This window comes from Acidobacterium sp. FHG110202_01 (assembly GCF_059115305.1).
Window position 1 is genome coordinate 1 of record NZ_JBZYWJ010000012.1, and the last position, 18,020, is coordinate 18,020.

Below are 18,020 nucleotides of genomic sequence, written 5' to 3' on the forward strand. Positions count from 1 at the left end.
GCAGTCGAAGGACCCGCAGCATAAACTGCACCCAGCCGCGCGCTGTCATCCTGAGCGAAGACGCGCACAAGCGCGTCGCAGTCGAAGGACCCGCAGCATAAACTGCACCCAGCCGCGCGCTGTCATCCTGAGCGAAGACGCGCACAAGCGCGTCGCAGTCGAAGGACCCGCAGCATAAACTGCACCCAGCCGCGCGCTGTCATCCTGAGCGAAGACGCGCACAAGCGCGTCGCAGTCGAAGGACCCGCAGCATAAACTGCACCCAGCCGCGCGCTGTCATCCTGAGCGAAGACGCGCACAAGCGCGTCGCAGTCGAAGGACCCGCAGCATAAACTGCACCCAGCCGCGCGCTGTCATCCTGAGCGAAGACGCGCACAAGCGCGTCGCAGTCGAAGGACCCGCAGCATAAACTGCACCCAGCCGCGCGCTGTCATCCTGAGCGAAGACGCGCACAAGCGCGTCGCAGTCGAAGGACCCGCAGCACAGCTGCGTCCCCGTCGCGCGAAGCGCATCCTTCCCCTTTAAGGTTTTCTTAAGGTTTTACAGCCCTGTAACCCAACTATGGGAAGCTGGATACTGGCTGGTTTCGGTTTTAAAGCGTTCTGCGTGGTCTCCCTGAGCGCCCGGACAGCAAAAACAAATTGCGCGTCTGCCCCCACAGGCGCCCGTTAAATCGCAACCTTTTTAGGAGAGTCCAGTTATGCTACAACGTCTTCGCCGGGGCGCTCTCGCTGCCCTGTGTCTGTTTGCCTGCGCATTTGCCTTGTTACCCGCAGCCTCCGCGCAGAGCACCACAGAAGGAGCCATCGCCGGAACCATTGTCGATTCGAGCGATGCTTCCGTCGGCAAAGCTGCCGTCAACATCCACAATGACGCTACCAACGCCGAATTCAAGGTAACCGCTGATGACAGCGGATACTTCAAGGCGCCGCTCGTGCCTCCAGGCACTTACACCGTCACCATCACTGCATCCGGATTCAACGATCTCCGTCTCACCTCAGTCCTTGTGACAGTTGGCCAGCTCACCACGCTGCAGCCGCGTCTTGCCGTCGGTTCGGTATCGAGCACTGTCACCGTTTCCGGGGCTGCGCCGATCATCAATACTGAATCGCCCGACTTCACCTCCAACATGTCCCTGCAGACCATCAACAACCTGCCCGTGAACGGGCGCCGCTGGTCTGATCTCACCCTGCTCACTCCCGGCGTTGTTGCCGACGCGAACGGATTCGGACTCCTCAGCATTCGCGGCATCAGCCCCCTGCTCAACAACGTCCAGATCGACGGCGCCGACGACAACCAGGCCTACTTCTCCGAGGAGCGCGGCCGCACCCGTGAAGGCTACTCCACGCCGCAGGTCGCTGTGCAGGAGTTCCAGGTTAATACCGGCGTTTATTCGGCTGAATATGGACGTGCCCTTGGCGGCGTCATCAACTCCGTCACCAAGAGCGGCTCCAACCAGCTTCACGGCCAGCTTTACTTCTATGACCGTGACAACGACTGGGGCGCGAAGAATCCCTTCACCAAGCTGACCACCTTCGACTCCTCCACTGGTACGACCTCCACCATCCAGTACAAGCCCAAGGACTGGCGCAAGCAGTGGGGCTTCGGCGTAGGCGGCCCGCTCATCAAGGACAAGCTCTTCTGGTTCTATACCTATGACGGATTCCGCCGTAATTTCCCCGGTACCGCCGTCGCCTCCAACCCCGGAGCCTTCTTCCAGGCCCCTGACGCTGAAGTTCCCAGCGGCTTCAGCTGCTCCACCATCATCTCCACGCAAGGCAAGACCGCTCCCAAGAACCCCGTTGATGCTCAGGTCTGCGTTCTCCAGGCCCGCCTCGGGCTGCCCAGCTACGCGGCTGCCGTGAGCCTCTATAACACCGATCTCTCTGCGGTCGCGACGAACCTTGGCCCTGTCCGCCGCACCGGCGACCAGACCATCAACATGCCCAAGATCGACTGGCAGATCAACGAAAAGAACCATGCCAGCTTCATCTACAATCGCCTGCGCTGGGATTCTCCCGGCGGTGTGCAGACACAGGCCACCAACACCTATGGCATTGACGGCTTCGGCAACGACTTCGTTAAGCTCGACTATGGCCTTGCCAAGCTCGACTCGGTCTTTACCGCAAGCCTCGCCAATGAAGTCCGCTATCAGTACGGTCGTGAATTGAATGACGAGAGCTCACAGCCGCTCAGCGCTTATGACGCACAGTTCGTGAACTCAACGTCATTTCAAGGTCTGCCGCCGACCATCTCGCTGCAAAGCTCGAACGGCTTCAGCAGCGGTGTCCAATATTACGCATTCCGTCCCGCGTTTCCCGACGAGCGTAAGTGGCAAATCGCCGATACCCTGAGCTGGATCCATGGCAGGCATGCTTTCAAGTTCGGTGGTGATGTAGTCCACAACTACGACTTCATCAACACCCTCGGCCTTGCTTCCAGCACGCCTAACGGCAGCTTCAGCTATACCTATCTCGGTAACTTCTTTGCCGATCTGGCACAGCCCAGCGGAACCTGCGGCGCAAGTGCTAGCGAGTACAATACCGGCACCTTCCCCTGCTACTCCACTTTCAGCCAGAATTTCGGCCAGGCAATTTTCAATCTCAACACTGTCGACTACGGCTTTTTCGGGCAGGATGACTGGAAGATTCTCCCGCGGCTGACTCTCAACCTCGGCCTGCGCTGGGACTACCAGAGCATCCCGGGCCCCTACAAAAATCTGCAGCAGACCGTCGGGTCCTATTCGCCCATTCCGCAGATGCTCGAGCATCCGTCCGACAAGAATAACTTCGGACCGCGCGTCGGCTTTGCCTGGGACGCCTTTGGCAGGGGCACGACTGTTCTGCGCGGCGGCTTCGGCATGTACTACGGCCGCATCGTCAACAACATCATCACGACTGCCTACTCCTCGACCGGATCTCCGAACTCCCAGTTCTCGGCCAGCTTCAGGAACAACCAGGGTGGCCCGCTGTTCCCGCAGATCATGCCGACCAGCTTTACGCCGACAACTCTGGCGGCCGCGTCCGTGCAATACCTCGACAACCATCTGCAGAACCCGCAGGCCATGGAATACGACCTGACTCTGCAGCAGCAGGTCGGTTCGCAGACCGTGTTCTCGCTCAGCTACCTTGGCACGCAGAGCCGAGAGCTGACGAACTTCGTCAATACGAACCTCATCAACACGCCGGCCCAGAACAACAACACCAATACCTGTTCCAACGCCTTTGACTGCGGCTATACCACTGTCAACTTTGCCATTCAGCCTGACAGCACCGGTAACTGCGGACCGCTGCAGTGCGGAAGCGTCTATCCGACAAAGGTCTATAACGGCTACGCCAATCCCAAGTTCGCTGCCATCACTGATGTTGTCAGCAACATCAACGCCAGCTACAACGCTCTCGTAGCCGAGATCAACAACCAGTCCTCGCGCTACGTGACCTTCGACGCCTCTTACACCTGGTCTCACTCGCTTGATTTCAATCAGAACCAGTCGACCCAGGCATCGACCAATCAGCCCCTCGATCCCAACTCAAGCCTGAGCTCTCAATACGGAAACTCGAGCTTCAACGTGCCCAACCGCTTCGTAGGCTATGCCTTCGTCAAATACCCGAATTATTTTCGGGGATGGCAGCATTACCTCGCAGACGGCTGGAGGCTCAACCCGCTGGTTCAGCTGCAGAACGGCCTGCCTTACAGCGCCACGACCAGCAGCTTCCCCAACGGCACGTCGCCCGGGTCAGGCTGGAACGGGGCTGGCGGCAGCCCATCATACCTCCCGGTCTTGGGCCGCAATACCTATACCTACCGCCGCGCAGCCGTTTTTGATCTGCGCGCTGAAAAGGACTTCACTTTCAATGAGAAGTACAACCTCGAGTTGATTGGCGAGTGCTTCAATGTCTTCAACCATGAGAACGTTACTGGCGTGAACACGTTGGGTTACACCTTCGGCAGCTCAGCCACGGGCACCTCCGGAAGCAGCTACACCGGACCGCAGACCTACACCACGCCGCTGACCTATAACCCGTCGTTCGGGACTGTAACGAACGTCAATAGCAACTATGCCTACAGCCCGCGCCAGGTGCAGATAGCACTCCGCCTGGAATTCTAAGTGCAAACCTGAACACCGGATACCCACCCTGCCACAACAGGGTGGGTTTTCTTTTTCTACGTCTTGCTCGGAATATCACACCACTTTCCAGTTGCCGTCATTCTGACGACCGAAGGAAGAATCCATGCGAAGACAAGAGAACCACGGCTGCAGAAAGCTTTCTTCCGTAAACCCCGCTGTCAAGCCACCAAATCCCTGAAAATCCAAATAAATTTGACATGTTCCCCGCGTCGAACTGCTATCCTGAAACAGGGGCAAACTCACCTGAAACCTGAGCACTGAGCCCTGTATCAGATTCCCGCTAAATGCTTGAAAATAAGGAATCGATAAGGATCCCAGGGAAGTTACGACTGTGCCCTTCACTGAACAGTACGATGTCGTCGTCGTAGGAGCCGGACACGCCGGCTGCGAGGCGGCTATGGCTGCGGCCCGTATGGGTCTGCGCACCGCCCTGTTCACCCTGAACCTCGATCTCATCGCCCAGATGTCTTGCAACCCGGCCATCGGAGGCATTGCCAAGGGCCATCTTGTCCGCGAAGTCGACGCCCTCGGCGGCATCATGGGAGAAGTAGCCGACGCCGTAGGCATCCAGTTCCGCCTCCTCAACACTTCCCGCGGCCCGGCCGTCTGGTCCCCTCGCGCCCAGTGCGACAAGCAGCAATACCGAATCAAGATGCGGGAAGCCCTCGAATCCCAGCCCAACCTCTTCATCAAGCAAGCCGAAGTCGCCGACGTCGTCTTCGAGCAACCTTCCAGGGATTGTCATTCCGAGCGGAGCGCAGAGTGCGCAGCCGAGGAACCTGCAGTTTTAAACGATGTCATCCTGAACAAAGCGAAGCGGAGTGAAGGACCTGCTTTTCTAAACGATGTCATCCTCAACGAAGACGCGCCTAAGCGCATCGCAGTCGAAGGATTAGCGGCATCTCAAAATAACGATGTCATCCTGAGCGAAGTGACCAACGGGAACGCAGTCGAAGGACCCGCAGCGCAAGCTGCGTCCCAGTCGCGCGAAGCGCATCCTTCCGAGCCCTCAACTTCACGCCGAGCAATCGGCGTGAAGTTAAGAGACAACCGCATCGTCCACGCCAGTGCCGTCATCATCACCACCGGAACTTTCCTCAACGGCCTCATCCACTGCGGCGAGGAGAACTACCCTGCAGGACGCAGCGGCGAGCCGCCCTCCGTCCTGCTCGGCGAAGCCCTGAAGCGCCTCGGCCTGCGCGGCTGCCGCCTCAAGACCGGAACACCCCCGCGCCTCGATGGCCGCACCATCGACTGGAGCCGCTTCGAAGCCCAGCCCGGCGACGCCGACCCGACGCCCTTCAGCTTCCGGACAAAGGAAATCAAGCAGCGCCAGATCTCCTGCCACATCGCCTACACCACGCCCGAGACGCTGCGCCTCATCCGGGAGAACGTCTCGCGCTCGCCCATGTACTCCGGCCAGATCACAGCCACCGGCCCGCGCTACTGCCCGTCGATCGAGGACAAGGTCGTCAAGTTCCCCGACAAGGAACAGCACCAGTTCTTCCTCGAGCCCGAAGGCCTCAATACCCACGAAGTCTATGTCAACGGCATGTCCACTTCGCTGCCCATGGACGTCCAGTGGCAGATCGTCCACTCCATCCCCGGCCTCGAGAACGCCGAGATGCTCCGCCCCGGATACGCCATCGAGTACGACGCCATCGACCCCACCGAGCTCGACCGCAGCCTGCGCGTCAAGAAGTTCGAAGGCCTCTACCTCGCCGGCCAGATCAACGGCACATCCGGCTATGAGGAAGCCGCCTGCCAGGGCCTGATGGCCGGCATCAACGCCGCTTTGTATGTAAAGCAGGAAAAGCCCTTCACCCTCGACCGCACCGAGGCCTACACCGGCATCCTGATCGATGACCTCATCAGCAAGGGCACTAACGAGCCCTACCGCATGTTCACCTCGCGCGCCGAATTCCGCCTGCACCTGCGCATCGACAACGCCGACCGCCGCCTCACGCCCTACGGCCGCCGTCTCGGCCTCATCAGCAATGAAGCCTGGCAGGACTACGAAGCCAAGCAGGCCCGCGCCGTGGCCCTCGAAAAGCTGCTGTCTACAAAGAAGGCCAGCCTCGAGCGCCTGGCAAATCTGCTCCCGGAACTTGCCGCCCAATTGGGCAACATCGCCGGGCAGACCTGGGCCCAGCTCCTGAAGCGCCCCGAAGTCTCCATCGAAAAACTCTTCCCTGCAATCCAGGAAGACCTGGCTGATCCCATCTTCGCAAACTGGCTCACCCCCGAATTGTCATCTCGGCCGGAACCGGGGTCCCCAGGCTGGGGTGGTGAAGCGGAGGGACCTGCAGTTCCAGCGATTCGCCAGGAGCCAGACACGCTTATAGCTTCCAACAGTCTTGTGCAGCAAGACCCGGTAGAAGCGCCGGCCTTCAGGCCGGTGAAATCAGGCGCGAATGACAAAGGGCCTTCAGGCCCGGCGCTCTCAGCCCAAATCCGCAACGAGCTCAAATCCGTAGAAACCGAAATCAAATACTCCGGCTACCTCGACCAGCAGAAGAAAGCCATTGAAAAACTGAAGAAGGCCGAAGAGCGCATCATCCCCGGCTGGTTCGACTACCAGAACGTCAGCGGCCTCTCCCGCGAGATGCAGGAGAAGCTCATGCGCGTCCGCCCACAGACCATCGGCCAGGCCAGCCGCATCCCCGGCGTAACCCCCGCAGCGCTCTCGCTCATCAACGTCTACATCGAAATCCAGGCCAAACGAGTCCTCGTCCAGACCACAAATTAGAAACATGGGTGCCCCAGGTTCGCGGAGCTAACCTGGGATATTCGCAGGACGAGAGACTCAGACTAACTCCTGAAGAGAAATCTCGGAAGTTCGACACTCCCGCACCCATTGATGCACAATGACAGGTCAAGACAACGGAGGTAACTGATGGCGCAATCATCCTGTCCCCACGTAAAAGACCACGAAAAGAGCGTAAAGCCCAACACCAAAGGCTGCGAAGAGTGCCTCAAGACCGGAGACACCTGGGTCCATCTGCGCATGTGTAAGGAGTGCGGCCACGTCGGCTGCTGCGACTCCTCGAAAAACCGCCACGCCCGCGCCCACTTCCAAACGACCCAGCATCCAATCATCCAATCCGCCGAGAAAGGTGAAAACTGGCGCTGGTGCTACATCGATGAAGTCTATCTGACCTAGGGGCCCCTCATGAGCAAAGTCAGGGAGTACGAAGGCAACGACATCACCATCCTCTACGACGTGGCCCGCTGCTATCACGCCGAAGAATGCATCCACGGAGCCCCTGGCATCTTCCAGAAAGATGCCCGCCCCTGGGTCCAGCCCAATGGAGAGAGCGCCGAACACGCAGCCTCGGTAATCCAGCGCTGCCCCACCGGGGCCCTGCATTACCGCGCCAAAGATGAATCTCTGAACGAAAAACCGCAGGCGGAAAACACCGTCACCGTCACCGCCAACGGCCCTCTGCTTGCTCACGGCCACCTCGAAATCGCCCTGCCGGAAGGCCCTCTCGACGAGACACGCGCCGCCTTCTGCCGTTGCGGGGCCTCCAACAATAAGCCCTTCTGCGATGGCTCCCATGCCCGCGTCGGATTCACCGACCCCGGTCCGAAAGCAGCCCCGAAATCAGCAGCAGGCCCCCCAGCCGCAGCGTCATCCGACGGCAAGCTCGCCGTCACGCCTGCTCCTAACGGCCCCTTGCTCGCCTCCGGAAGCATGACCATCAGGAACTCCGCCGGAGAGGTTGCAACGCGCATGCAGCAGGCCACCGCCTTCTGCCGCTGCGGAGCATCCGCCAGCAAGCCCTTCTGCGACGGCTCCCACGCCAGCATCGGGTTCACCGGCTGACGAAAACAGACCAGGGCTCGCAGAACGCGAGGTGCGAGGTATCCTGTTTCTCGGATGAATCAGGATCAGGCGCTCGAACTCCTCTCTGAAGCTCTACCCGCGCTGCAGAAAACTTTCTCCAACCTGCCCGCCATAAAACCCGAGCCCGGAATCGACACCATGCGTGCCGTGCTCACTCAGCTCACCGAACGCATGGCCGAGGAGTACCCGCTCTTCCATCCCCTGTATGCCGGCCAGATGCTCAAGCCGCCGCATCCCATCGCGCGCGCCGTCTACGCCATGGCCATGTGGATCAATCCCAACAACCACGCGCTCGACGGAGGCCTCTCCAGCTCGCGCCTCGAGGTCGAAGCCGTGCGCGAAATCGCCGCCATGTTCGGCTGGAAAGAATATCTCGGCCACCTCACCAGCGGAGGCACCGTCGCAAACCTCGAAGCCCTATGGGTCGCGGGCCGGCTCGCCCCCGGCAAGAAGATCGCCGCCTCTGAAAACGCGCACTACACCCACAGCCGCATCAGCGGCGTGCTCGCCCTGCCGTTCGCCAGCATCCCCGCCGACACGCGCGGCCGCATGGACATTGCCGCTCTCGAATCCGCCCTCAAGACCAGAGAAATTGGAACCGTCGTAGTTACATTAGGCACAACCCTCATGGGCGCCATCGATCCGCTGGCCGAAATCCTCGATCTCCGCAAAAAATACAGCTTCCGCGTCCACGTCGATGCAGCCTACGGCGGTTACTACAAGCTCGTATCGAACCTCGCTTCTGACGCCGCCCGCGCCTTTGCAGGAATCCACGAAGCCGACTCCATCGTCATCGACCCGCACAAGCACGGCCTCCAGCCCTACGGATGTGGCTCAATCCTCTTCCGCGACCCAGCCGTGGGCCGCTTCTACAAGCACGACTCACCCTACACCTACTTCACTTCCGACGAGTTGCACCTGGGCGAGATCAGCCTCGAATGCTCGCGCGCCGGAGCCGCAGCCGCAGCCCTCTGGGCCACGCAGAAACTGCTTCCCCTCGTACCGGAAGGCGAATTCGCCGAGCGCCTTGCCCGCAGCCGGAAGGCTGCCTTAAGCGTCTATGAAAAATTAGTCGAAGATTCGCGTTTTCTCCCCGGACCGGAGCCGGAACTGGATATTCTGATATGGGCAATGAAAGCGCATACATTGGAGGAATCCTCGCGCCTCGCCAAGACCGTCTTCGACCTTGCAGCAGAAGAAGACCTGCATCTGGCCCTGGCACAGATTCCAGCCGCTTACTTCGGCCCTCATGTTTGGCCCGACGCGCAGCCGGAAAGCAAAGTCACCTGCCTGCGCTCTGTACTGATGAAACCCGAACACCTGGAGTGGGTAGACGAGATATGGCAGAGATTGAGCAGGGCAGCAGCAAAGGCGAGCCGGCGACCGTAGTACTGGGAAACAACTTCCTCCGCGTAACCGTGCTGCCTGAACTCGGCGGAAAGATCGCATCCATTCAGCTGAAGCCGGATAACGCGGAGCTCCTGCAGCAACCGCTCCGGCCCTATGCCCCGCGCACCCGCTACATGCGCTTCGATGCAGGAGACGCCAGCGGCTGGGACGAATGCCTCCCCTCCGTAGCGGCAATAGAAGGCGAACCCCGCATCCCCGATCACGGCGATTTCTGGCAGATCGAGTGGCAGGTAGTTTCACTGAGCATACAATCCGCAACTCTCTCAGCCGATGGCTTCAGCCTCCCGCTGCGCTTTATCAAAGCGCTTCATCTTGAAGAGAATAGGCTCCGCATCGCCTACAGCGTCGAGAACACCGGCGATCAGCCAGTCGAATACATCTGGTCCGCACACCCGCTCTTCGCAGTCGACCCTGAAGACCGCATCGTGCTTCCTCCTTCGGTAAAAGAAGTCACCGTCGAAGGTTCTGCAGCAAACCGTCTCGGCCCCGCAGGAACAAAGCATCCATGGCCGCAAGCAATGTTGAACGGCACTTCATCCGATCTGAGCATCGCCGGCAAACTCACCGATGGCATTGGTGACAAGCTTTTTGCCGTAGCCCCCGCCGAAGGCTGGTGCGCCATCGAGCGAAAGCAATTAGGCCATCGCATCACCCTCCATTTCGATCCCGGAATCTCCACGCACCTCGGGCTCTGGATCTGCTATGGAGGATGGCCCGAAAACCAGCCGAATCGGCAGTACTGTGTGGCGCTTGAGCCCTGCAGTGCCATCGGCGACTCGCTGGCGATAGCCGCAAAAGAGGGCCGCGCACGGTCACTGGCTCCCGGCGCCAGAGATAACTGGGAACTAACCTTCGAAGTAAGTGGTGTACATTAAAACTATCGCCTGCTTTTATTCGAAAAGGCCCACCAATGAAAGATGTAAGCGGTATCAGGAAAAATCACGAAGAGCGGTTTCAGGCAACGCCCGAAATCTTTGCCGCGCCAGGCCGTGTGAACCTTATCGGCGAACATACTGATTACGCCGACGGCTTCGTGATGCCGGCCGCCATCGATTTCGCTACCCTGGCCGCAATTTCCCCGCGTCCAACGGCTTCTTCGATCACAGACCGTCAGGTAGCCATCTATTCCATCAACTTCAATGAAGGCATCACCCGCAGTCTCGACGAAGTCGGCACGCACGGCACGCATCATTGGAGCGACTACCCCCTGGGCGTGCTCTCCATCCTTCAGCAGGAAGGCATCGACGTGCCTGGATTCAATCTCACGCTCGACGGCGACGTTCCGCTCGGCGCAGGCCTGAGCTCCTCTGCCTCAATTGAAGTTGCAAGCATGCTTGCCATGCTGTACATCGCCAAAGCCTCTTTGCCGCTTGAAAAAATCGCCCTCCTCTGCCAGCGCGCTGAGAATGACTACGTCGGCGCTCCCTGCGGCATCATGGACCAGTTTGTCTCCTGCTGCGGCGCCGCTGACCGCGCCCTTCTGCTCGACTGCCGCAGCCTCGCCTACCGCCTCGCCCCCATCCCGAAGCATCTGAGCCTCGTCATCGCGAACACCATGGTGAAGCATTCGCACGCCGGTGGAGAATATGGAATTCGCCGCGCGGAAGTCGAAGAGGGAACCAGGATCCTGCAGCAGCATCGTCCGGAGATTCGCCTCCTGCGTGACGCGACAGTCGAAGATCTAGAAAAGTGGGGCCACGAAATGCCCCCCAATGTGCTCAAGCGCAGCCGTCACATCATTACGGAAAATACGCGCACCGTCGCCGCCGCCGATGCTCTTGAAGCCAACGATCTCTCAACGCTCGGCCGCCTGATGGCCGAAGCACATGCCAGCTATCGCGACGACTTTGAAGCCAGCGTAAAGGAAGCCGACATTATGGTGGAGCTGGCCATAAAGCTTCCGGGCTGCATAGGCGCGCGCCTCACCGGAGGAGGCTTCGGCGGATGCACCATCAACCTCGTCGAGTCGTCACAAGCGCAGGCATTTGCAACAGCGCTGGCCAATGACTACGAGAACGCAACCGGCATTCATCCGGAAATTTACTTGAGCCACGCATCCGCTGGCGCGCACGCAGTCGAAGAACCAGCGAAGATCGATAACCGCTGACTCTTGATCCAAAACATGTTTTTTGGGGTAGAAGAACATGTTTTTTGGGTAGAAGCACCGGCCTTTTAGGCCGGTGAATACGAATCGAAGATGAGGGGCTTCAGCCCCGATTTCATGTACGCGCGCCATCCGTCATTCTGACGACCGCGGCGGGGTCTACAACGCACGCGGTGTTCGCGCGGTACGGTAAGTAGCCCGCGGTTCGCGTGATGGATGATTGAGACGGGGACGAATAACTTCTCCGAACGCCTTGCGGAAGCAAGGCCCGGTAGAAGCACCGGCCTTTAGGCCGGTGAATACGAATCGAAGATGAGGGGCTTCAGCCCCGGAACCGCATGAACACATGAACCACACCGCTGTTTCCCCTCTGGAAAAAATTTCAATCAACACTTGGTAAAATTTCTTCACTGTCCTTATGTGCTCTGGCCTGTTAGCAGCCGAAAGAAGAAAAATCGCATCCATTTAAAAAACATCTGCCAGCAGACTGAACGTAACCATATCCACGCCCGGGTCGATAAGGGAGTTGAGGCTGAATGAGCGTTTCATCATATCGGATTCATCCATCACAGAATTCACGCATTGCATACTTCTCCATGGAGATCGCAGTCACGCCCTGGATGCCCACCTACAGCGGTGGCCTCGGCGTGCTCGCAGGTGACACTCTGCGCTCCGCTGCGGACATGGGCCTGCCGCTCGTCGCCGTCACCCTCGCGCACCGCAAAGGCTACTTCCGCCAGCATCTTGACGCGACCGGCGTGCAGACCGAAGAAGCGCTGCCGTGGCATCCGGAAGAAAAGCTCGTTGCCGAATCTCCCATCGTGACTGTAAACATCGAAGACCGCGATGTTGCCGTGCGCGCATGGCGCTATGAGCTCGAAGGCGCGACCGGTCACAGAATTCTCATTTACTTCCTTGATACCGACCTTGAGCAGAACGACCCTCAGGATCGCACCTTGACCGATACGCTCTACGGCGGCGACGGCGACCATCGTCTCTGCCAGGAAATTGTTCTCGGTATCGGCGGCGTCCGCATTCTCGATGCGCTCGGATACAACGCCGCCGTCTATCACATGAATGAAGGCCATGCCGCGCTGCTGACCGTCGCGCTGCTGGAAGACCAGTTGCGCGGCGCCACTCTCGCCTCCGCCGGCCCGCAGGACATCGAAGCCGTGCGCGAGCGTTGCGTTTTCACCACGCACACTCCCGTGCCCGCCGGCCACGACCGCTTCTCCATCGAACAGGCCTACCGCATCCTGGGCCACGAGCGCTCAACATTTCTCGAGCAGAACAAGTGCACCCACGAAGGCCTGCTCAACATGACCTACATTGCGCTCGCCTTTTCGCGTTTCGTGAATGGCGTAGCTATGCAGCACGCCAAGGTCTCGCGCGCCATGTTCCCCGAGTACGACATCCGGGCCATTACCAACGGCGTGCACGCCGCCACCTGGACTGCATCTTCCTTCCAGTCCACTTATGACCGGCACATACCGACATGGCGTCTCGATAACGTCAAGCTGCGCTATGCCATCGACATTCCTGAAGAAGAGATTCTCGAGGCGCATAACACCACCAAGCAGCGCCTCATCGAAGAAATCGCAGCGCGCACCGGCGCCCAGCTCGATCTCGGCAAATTCACCATCGGATTCGCCCGACGCGCCGCGACCTACAAACGCGCCGATCTCCTGTTCACCGACCCCGACCGTCTCGCGCAGATCGCGCACCAGCACGGCGGCCTGCAGATTGTTTACAGCGGCAAGGCGCATCCCGCCGATGAGCCCGGCAAAGCAAAAATCCGCCATGTCATCGAGCTCGCGCACCAGTTGAGCTCCGATGAGCTGCGCATCGTCTATCTCGAGAATTACGAATGGGAGCTCGGCGCGCTGCTCACCAGTGGCGTCGATGTCTGGCTCAACACACCCAAGCGCCCCTATGAAGCCTCCGGCACCAGCGGCATGAAGGCCGCGCTCAACGGCGTGCCCAGCCTGAGCATTCTTGATGGATGGTGGATCGAAGGCTGGATCGAAGGCGTCACCGGATGGGCCATCGAAGACAACGACGATGAAACCGATGAAGCCGGTTCGCTCTACAACCAGCTCGAACACACGCTGCTGCCGCTCTACTATCAGCAGCCCCAGCAATGGCGGCGTATCATGCGCTCCACCATTGCCCTCAACGGCTCCTTCTTTAACACGCAGCGCATGCTCGAGCAGTATGTGGTGAACGCCTACTTCCCGGAAAAGCCGGTAGGCAAGCCAGTTGAAGTACTGGAGCCCGCCCTGGCACAATAGCTGTTTTGATTTCTCCACAACGCTTCCTCTTTGAAGAAGCAACAAAACAGCCGCATTTCGTGTCTTTATAAGATGAACAAGGAGTATGCGATGGAACAGGACAAGATCGAGAAATTTTCCATGGCCGAGCTCTCACGCCTGCGCAACGAACTGATGCAGTCAGGAATTGACTCCCGTCAGGCCGCTGAGCTCGTCACGTCCTTTCTCACCATACACGGCTACGGTGTTGACGCCCAGCTCGTCCCCGACGTTCTCCCCCGCATCGAGCAGGCAGGCTGCTCCGTAGACTGCATCCAGGCCGAACTCGAACGCGTCGCCCTGGTCATGTAACCCCAAAAAAGAGTTGTCATCCTGACCGATAAAAGAAGCGACGAAAATTAGCTTCTTATCCTGAGCGATTAAATTAGGGTTGTCATCCTGAGCGGAGACGCGCACAAGCGCGTCGCAGTCGAAGAACCTGCTTTTCGCCAGTTCCTCCACAACAATGGGTGCCCAGGTTCGCGAATCGGGGTCCCCGGCACGCGCGATTTTCGCGTGCTGGGGTGAGAAGCTAACCTGGGGTTTTTATAATGAACCTCATCTGAGGATTCACACCTTGAACACAGCGCGTCGTCTTTTTTATAGCGCCTTCTGCCTCGCACTCTTACTCCTCCACCACATCGCATCAGCCGAGACAAACCAGGTCATCGCCTACGTCTTCCCCCAGAACCGGGTACTCCAGCCAGGCGAGATCGCCGCGCAGAAACTCACCCGCATCAACTACGCCTTCGCCAATATCCAGGACGGCAAAATCATCGAAGGCTTCCCCACCGACCCACAGAACTTCGCCGTACTCGAAGCCCTCAAGCAGCAGAACCACTCGCTCACCGTGCTCGTCTCCGTTGGCGGATGGCTCTGGTCAGGAAACTTCTCCGGTATGGCTCTGACCAAGGAAAGCCGCGCTACATTCATTGAGAGCGCAGTCGCCTTCATCCACCGCTATCACCTCGACGGACTCGACGTCGACTGGGAATACCCCGGCATGCCCGGCGCCACCAACAACTTCCGCCCCGAAGACCAGCAGAACTATACCCTGCTGATGAAAGAACTGCGCGAGCGCTTCAACAGCGAAGAAAAGAAGCTGCATCGTCACCTCTATCTCTCTGTCGCTGCCGGCAGCCAGTCCTCATTCCTCGCGCATACCGAGATGGAGAAAGTCGCGCAATACCTCGACACCGTCAACCTGATGGCCTACGACTACTACGAGCCCGGCTCTGAAAAGACCACCGGAAACCACGCGCCGCTCTTCACCAATCCCGCCGACCCCAGGAAAGCTTCCGCCGACGAGTCCGTGAGCGAATACGAGCAGGCCCGAGTCCCCGCCGCAAAGATCGTCCTCGGCGTGCCCTTCTACGGCCACATCTGGGGGGAAGTCCCCGCTATCAACCACGGCCTCTTCCAGCCCGGACAGCAGGTCCCGAACGCCTTCGCCCACTACGGCAATATCTCCGCCACCATGCTGGGCCACGGATTCACGCGCTATTGGGACACATCCTCCTCCGTGCCCTACCTCTACAACGCGGAAACCAAAACCTTCGTCACCTACGAAGACCCTGAATCACTCCAGGCAAAATGCAAATACATCCATGAACACAAACTCGCCGGCATCATGTTCTGGGAGTACACCGCCGACCCCACCGGCACTCTGCTGGACACCATCCACACCCACTGCCTCCAGCACTAAATGGTTAGTGATACCCAACAAGATTTGTCATCCTGAGCGCAGCGAAGGACCTGCTTTTCTGCTTGTTCTTCCGTAACTCCCGATGCCCCAGAGACTGCGAAATGAACAGCACGAAGGGTGTAAAGGACTTTGTTTAGCGAACCTTGGCGCTCTTCGCGCCTTGGCGGTAGATTTTCACTTCCCCAAAACCGCAGGAATATAAAAATGAAAGAACCGGTCTGCATCCGATTCAAGACACACATTCGCGTTCGGCTTGCCTTCCACCACGCGCGTATACCCCTTGTCATCCACCTCAATCCGCACCGGCTTTGTCGGACAAAGGTTAGGCTCAATCACCGAAGCCACCGCCATCGCGTCATACAGCGTAGGCGTGGGACTTCCCGTCGACGCTGACCACTCGTGAGTCAAACCCATCAGCGCATTGGTGACATGCGTGTCCTGGCTGAACAGCACACTCCGCAGCACCTCATCCAGTTTCAGCTGCGTTGAATCAAGCGGCATCACATCCAGCGGAACGCCCGCCGCAAACAGCTTCTTCGCCGAAGCAACATCGCTCTCGATGTTGTATTCCGCATCCGGGCCATGATTCGGCAGGTACCCAAGGTCGCCATATCCGCGCCGTATCGAGCCGCCCATAATCACAACCCTCTTCAGCTTGCGAAACGTCTCCGGATCCTTATCGATCAGCGCTCCCACCGTGCTGAACGGCGAAACCGAAATCAGCGTAATCTCTCCCGGATTGCGCCGTATCTCGCCTAGAATAAAATCCACCGCATCCGGCCAGCCTTTTTCAGGCTCGGGAAATCCCTTCGCCCAGCGCTCCTGCGTAAAAACCGACACCGCATGCGTCTTCGGCCCGGCAGCCACCGGAACATCCTCATGTCCCGTTTCTTTCAGGAAGCGGGCAATCAGCCGCGCGCGCAGGTCAGTATTGCCCCACGCCGCCGTCACGCCTAACACATGCAATTTCGGCGACGACAGAGCCAGCGCCAGCGCATAGGCATCATCCACGTCATCGCCAATGTCGGTATCAAAAATCACCTTCTGCGCAAAAGCGCTGCTGCAAATCAATGCGCTCATCATCGCCAATGCCACACATAAAAAAACGTTCTTCATCGAACCGGCTCCCGTTCCACCACAACAATCGGTCTTTTCATGAATACAGCCTGCTCAAAATCGCCTCTGCGAAACTCTGTGCTCTCTGTGGTAAATGTAGTAAAACTTTGTTCAATCTCTTCTGCCGGCTGGAAAGCAGCCCACCATGAGCACAACCATCAACTCCCCATCCCGTGAAGCCACTTCCACCTTACCGGAAACCTCCGCGCCCGCGCGCATCGCCTCCATTGACATCTTCCGCGGACTCACCATGGCCGTCATGATCTTCGTCAACGATCTCGACAGCGTGCACGGTCTGCCCTGGTGGACCTACCATGCTCCCGCAAAGATTGACGCCATGACCTACGTCGACATGGTCTTCCCCTTCTTCCTCTTCATCGTCGGCATCGCCATGCCGCTCGCCATCGCGCGCCGTCTCAAAAAGAACCCATCCATCCTTTCGCTCTGGGCCCACATCCTCGAGCGCTCCTTCAGCCTTCTCGTGCTCGGCCTCATCCTCGCCAATGCCAGAAAATTCGATCGCTTCAACGGCAGCGTATGGGCGCTCATCGGCCTTACGGGCGGTGTCCTGTTTCTCGGCGTTTACACCGGCAAGGGCATCAGCCCAAAGATGCTGCGCATACTCAAAGTGACCGGCCTCGTGCTCGTCGCCCTCATGTTCGCCATCTACCACCGCACAACTCCCACAGGCCAGGGCGCATGGATCAATTTCTCTTACCCGGAGATCCTCGGCCTCATCGCCTGCACCTATCTCGCCGTTTCCATCCTCTACGTCCCCACGCATAAATGGAAATGGGCGCCGGCAGTCTGCTTCGCCGCCCTGATCGCCCTGTGCGCTTTCTCAACAGCGAAATATATCGACTTCCCCCGCCACATTCCCATTTACTTCTGGCCCTTCGGAAATGGAGCCCTGGCCTCCATCACCATGGCCGGCGTAGTCACATCGCAAATTTTCTTTGCCGAGCCATCAGGAGAGCAGTCCTCAACCAGAAAAAGATTCGCCGCCGCCCTCGCCTTCGCTATAGTTGCATTCGTCGCCGGCTATCTCCTCACGCCGCTCGGCATTTCGAAGATACGCGCCACGCCCACCTGGTCGCTTTACTGTATCGGAGCAGCGGTTCTGATCTTCGCCGCCCTCTACTGGATCTGCGATCTGAGGAAGCACACAGCCTGGGCCTTCTTCGTCCGCTCAGCCGGATCCAACACCCTGCTCACCTACCTGGCGCCCGACTTCTACTACTTCTTCACCTTCGCCACCGGTCTCACCTGGCTTGAAACCCGCTTCAACCACGGATGGCCCGGCATAGTCCGCGCCCTCGCCTTCACACTATGCATGCTGGCCGTCGTCGCCGCCCTGACCCGAGCCAAAATAAAACTCCAGCTTTAATGTGTAGGCT

12 protein-coding genes are annotated in these 18,020 nt (G+C 58.9%); 11 read left to right on the forward strand and 1 reads right to left on the reverse strand.

The features are described 5' to 3' along the window. The first annotated feature begins 700 nt into the window (after positions 1–700). The 10 genes from AC5S16_RS21480 to AC5S16_RS21525 all read left to right on the forward strand — a co-directional run bounded on the left by AC5S16_RS21480 (position 701) and on the right by AC5S16_RS21525 (position 15,507). Entirely contained in the window at positions 701–4,108 is a 3,408-nt protein-coding gene (locus AC5S16_RS21480; RefSeq protein ID WP_493932168.1) for a TonB-dependent receptor, read from the forward strand. 352 nt (positions 4,109–4,460) lie between these two features. After that, entirely contained in the window at positions 4,461–6,878 is a 2,418-nt protein-coding gene (gene mnmG, locus AC5S16_RS21485) for a tRNA uridine-5-carboxymethylaminomethyl(34) synthesis enzyme MnmG (RefSeq protein WP_493932169.1), read from the forward strand. Between the two features lie 147 nt (positions 6,879–7,025). Continuing rightward, positions 7,026–7,292 carry a UBP-type zinc finger domain-containing protein gene (locus AC5S16_RS21490; RefSeq protein ID WP_493932170.1) on the forward strand — a complete coding sequence of 89 codons (267 nt, stop codon included), beginning with the start codon at positions 7,026–7,028 and terminating at the stop codon, positions 7,290–7,292. Positions 7,293–7,301: 9 nt separating this feature from the next. Next, positions 7,302–7,958 carry a CDGSH iron-sulfur domain-containing protein gene (locus AC5S16_RS21495; protein WP_493932171.1) on the forward strand — a complete coding sequence of 219 codons (657 nt, stop codon included), beginning with the start codon at positions 7,302–7,304 and terminating at the stop codon, positions 7,956–7,958. 54 nt (positions 7,959–8,012) lie between these two features. Beyond that, positions 8,013–9,368, forward strand: coding sequence for a pyridoxal phosphate-dependent decarboxylase family protein (locus AC5S16_RS21500; protein ID WP_493932172.1), 1,356 nt, complete (start codon positions 8,013–8,015; stop codon positions 9,366–9,368). Further along, the gene (locus AC5S16_RS21505; RefSeq protein ID WP_493932173.1) at positions 9,320–10,264 is read left to right on the forward strand and encodes an aldose epimerase; all 945 of its coding nucleotides are present in this window, start codon (positions 9,320–9,322) and stop codon (positions 10,262–10,264) included. The genes AC5S16_RS21500 and AC5S16_RS21505 overlap by 49 nt, the downstream gene beginning before the upstream one ends. A 35-nt stretch (positions 10,265–10,299) precedes the next feature. Next, positions 10,300–11,496 carry a galactokinase gene (gene galK, locus AC5S16_RS21510; protein WP_493932174.1) on the forward strand — a complete coding sequence of 399 codons (1,197 nt, stop codon included), beginning with the start codon at positions 10,300–10,302 and terminating at the stop codon, positions 11,494–11,496. A 533-nt stretch (positions 11,497–12,029) separates the two neighbouring features. Then, positions 12,030–13,784, forward strand: a complete 1,755-nt coding sequence (gene glgP / locus AC5S16_RS21515) for an alpha-glucan family phosphorylase (protein WP_493932175.1) — start codon at positions 12,030–12,032, stop codon at positions 13,782–13,784. Positions 13,785–13,814: 30 nt separating this feature from the next. Continuing rightward, positions 13,815–14,114 carry a hypothetical protein gene (locus tag AC5S16_RS21520; RefSeq protein ID WP_493932176.1) on the forward strand — a complete coding sequence of 100 codons (300 nt, stop codon included), beginning with the start codon at positions 13,815–13,817 and terminating at the stop codon, positions 14,112–14,114. Between the two features lie 265 nt (positions 14,115–14,379). After that, positions 14,380–15,507, forward strand: a complete 1,128-nt coding sequence (locus AC5S16_RS21525) for a glycoside hydrolase family 18 protein (RefSeq protein WP_493932177.1) — start codon at positions 14,380–14,382, stop codon at positions 15,505–15,507. Positions 15,508–15,681: 174 nt separating this feature from the next. Here the strand turns inward: AC5S16_RS21525 and AC5S16_RS21530 are convergent, their stop codons facing one another. Beyond that, positions 15,682–16,623 carry a nucleoside hydrolase gene (locus tag AC5S16_RS21530; RefSeq protein WP_493932178.1) on the reverse strand — a complete coding sequence of 314 codons (942 nt, stop codon included), beginning with the start codon at positions 16,621–16,623 and terminating at the stop codon, positions 15,682–15,684. Between the two features lie 145 nt (positions 16,624–16,768). On the opposite strand from AC5S16_RS21530, the gene AC5S16_RS21535 reads away from it, so the two are divergent. Continuing rightward, positions 16,769–18,010 carry a DUF5009 domain-containing protein gene (locus AC5S16_RS21535; RefSeq protein WP_493932179.1) on the forward strand — a complete coding sequence of 414 codons (1,242 nt, stop codon included), beginning with the start codon at positions 16,769–16,771 and terminating at the stop codon, positions 18,008–18,010. Positions 18,011–18,020: the final 10 nt, after the last annotated feature.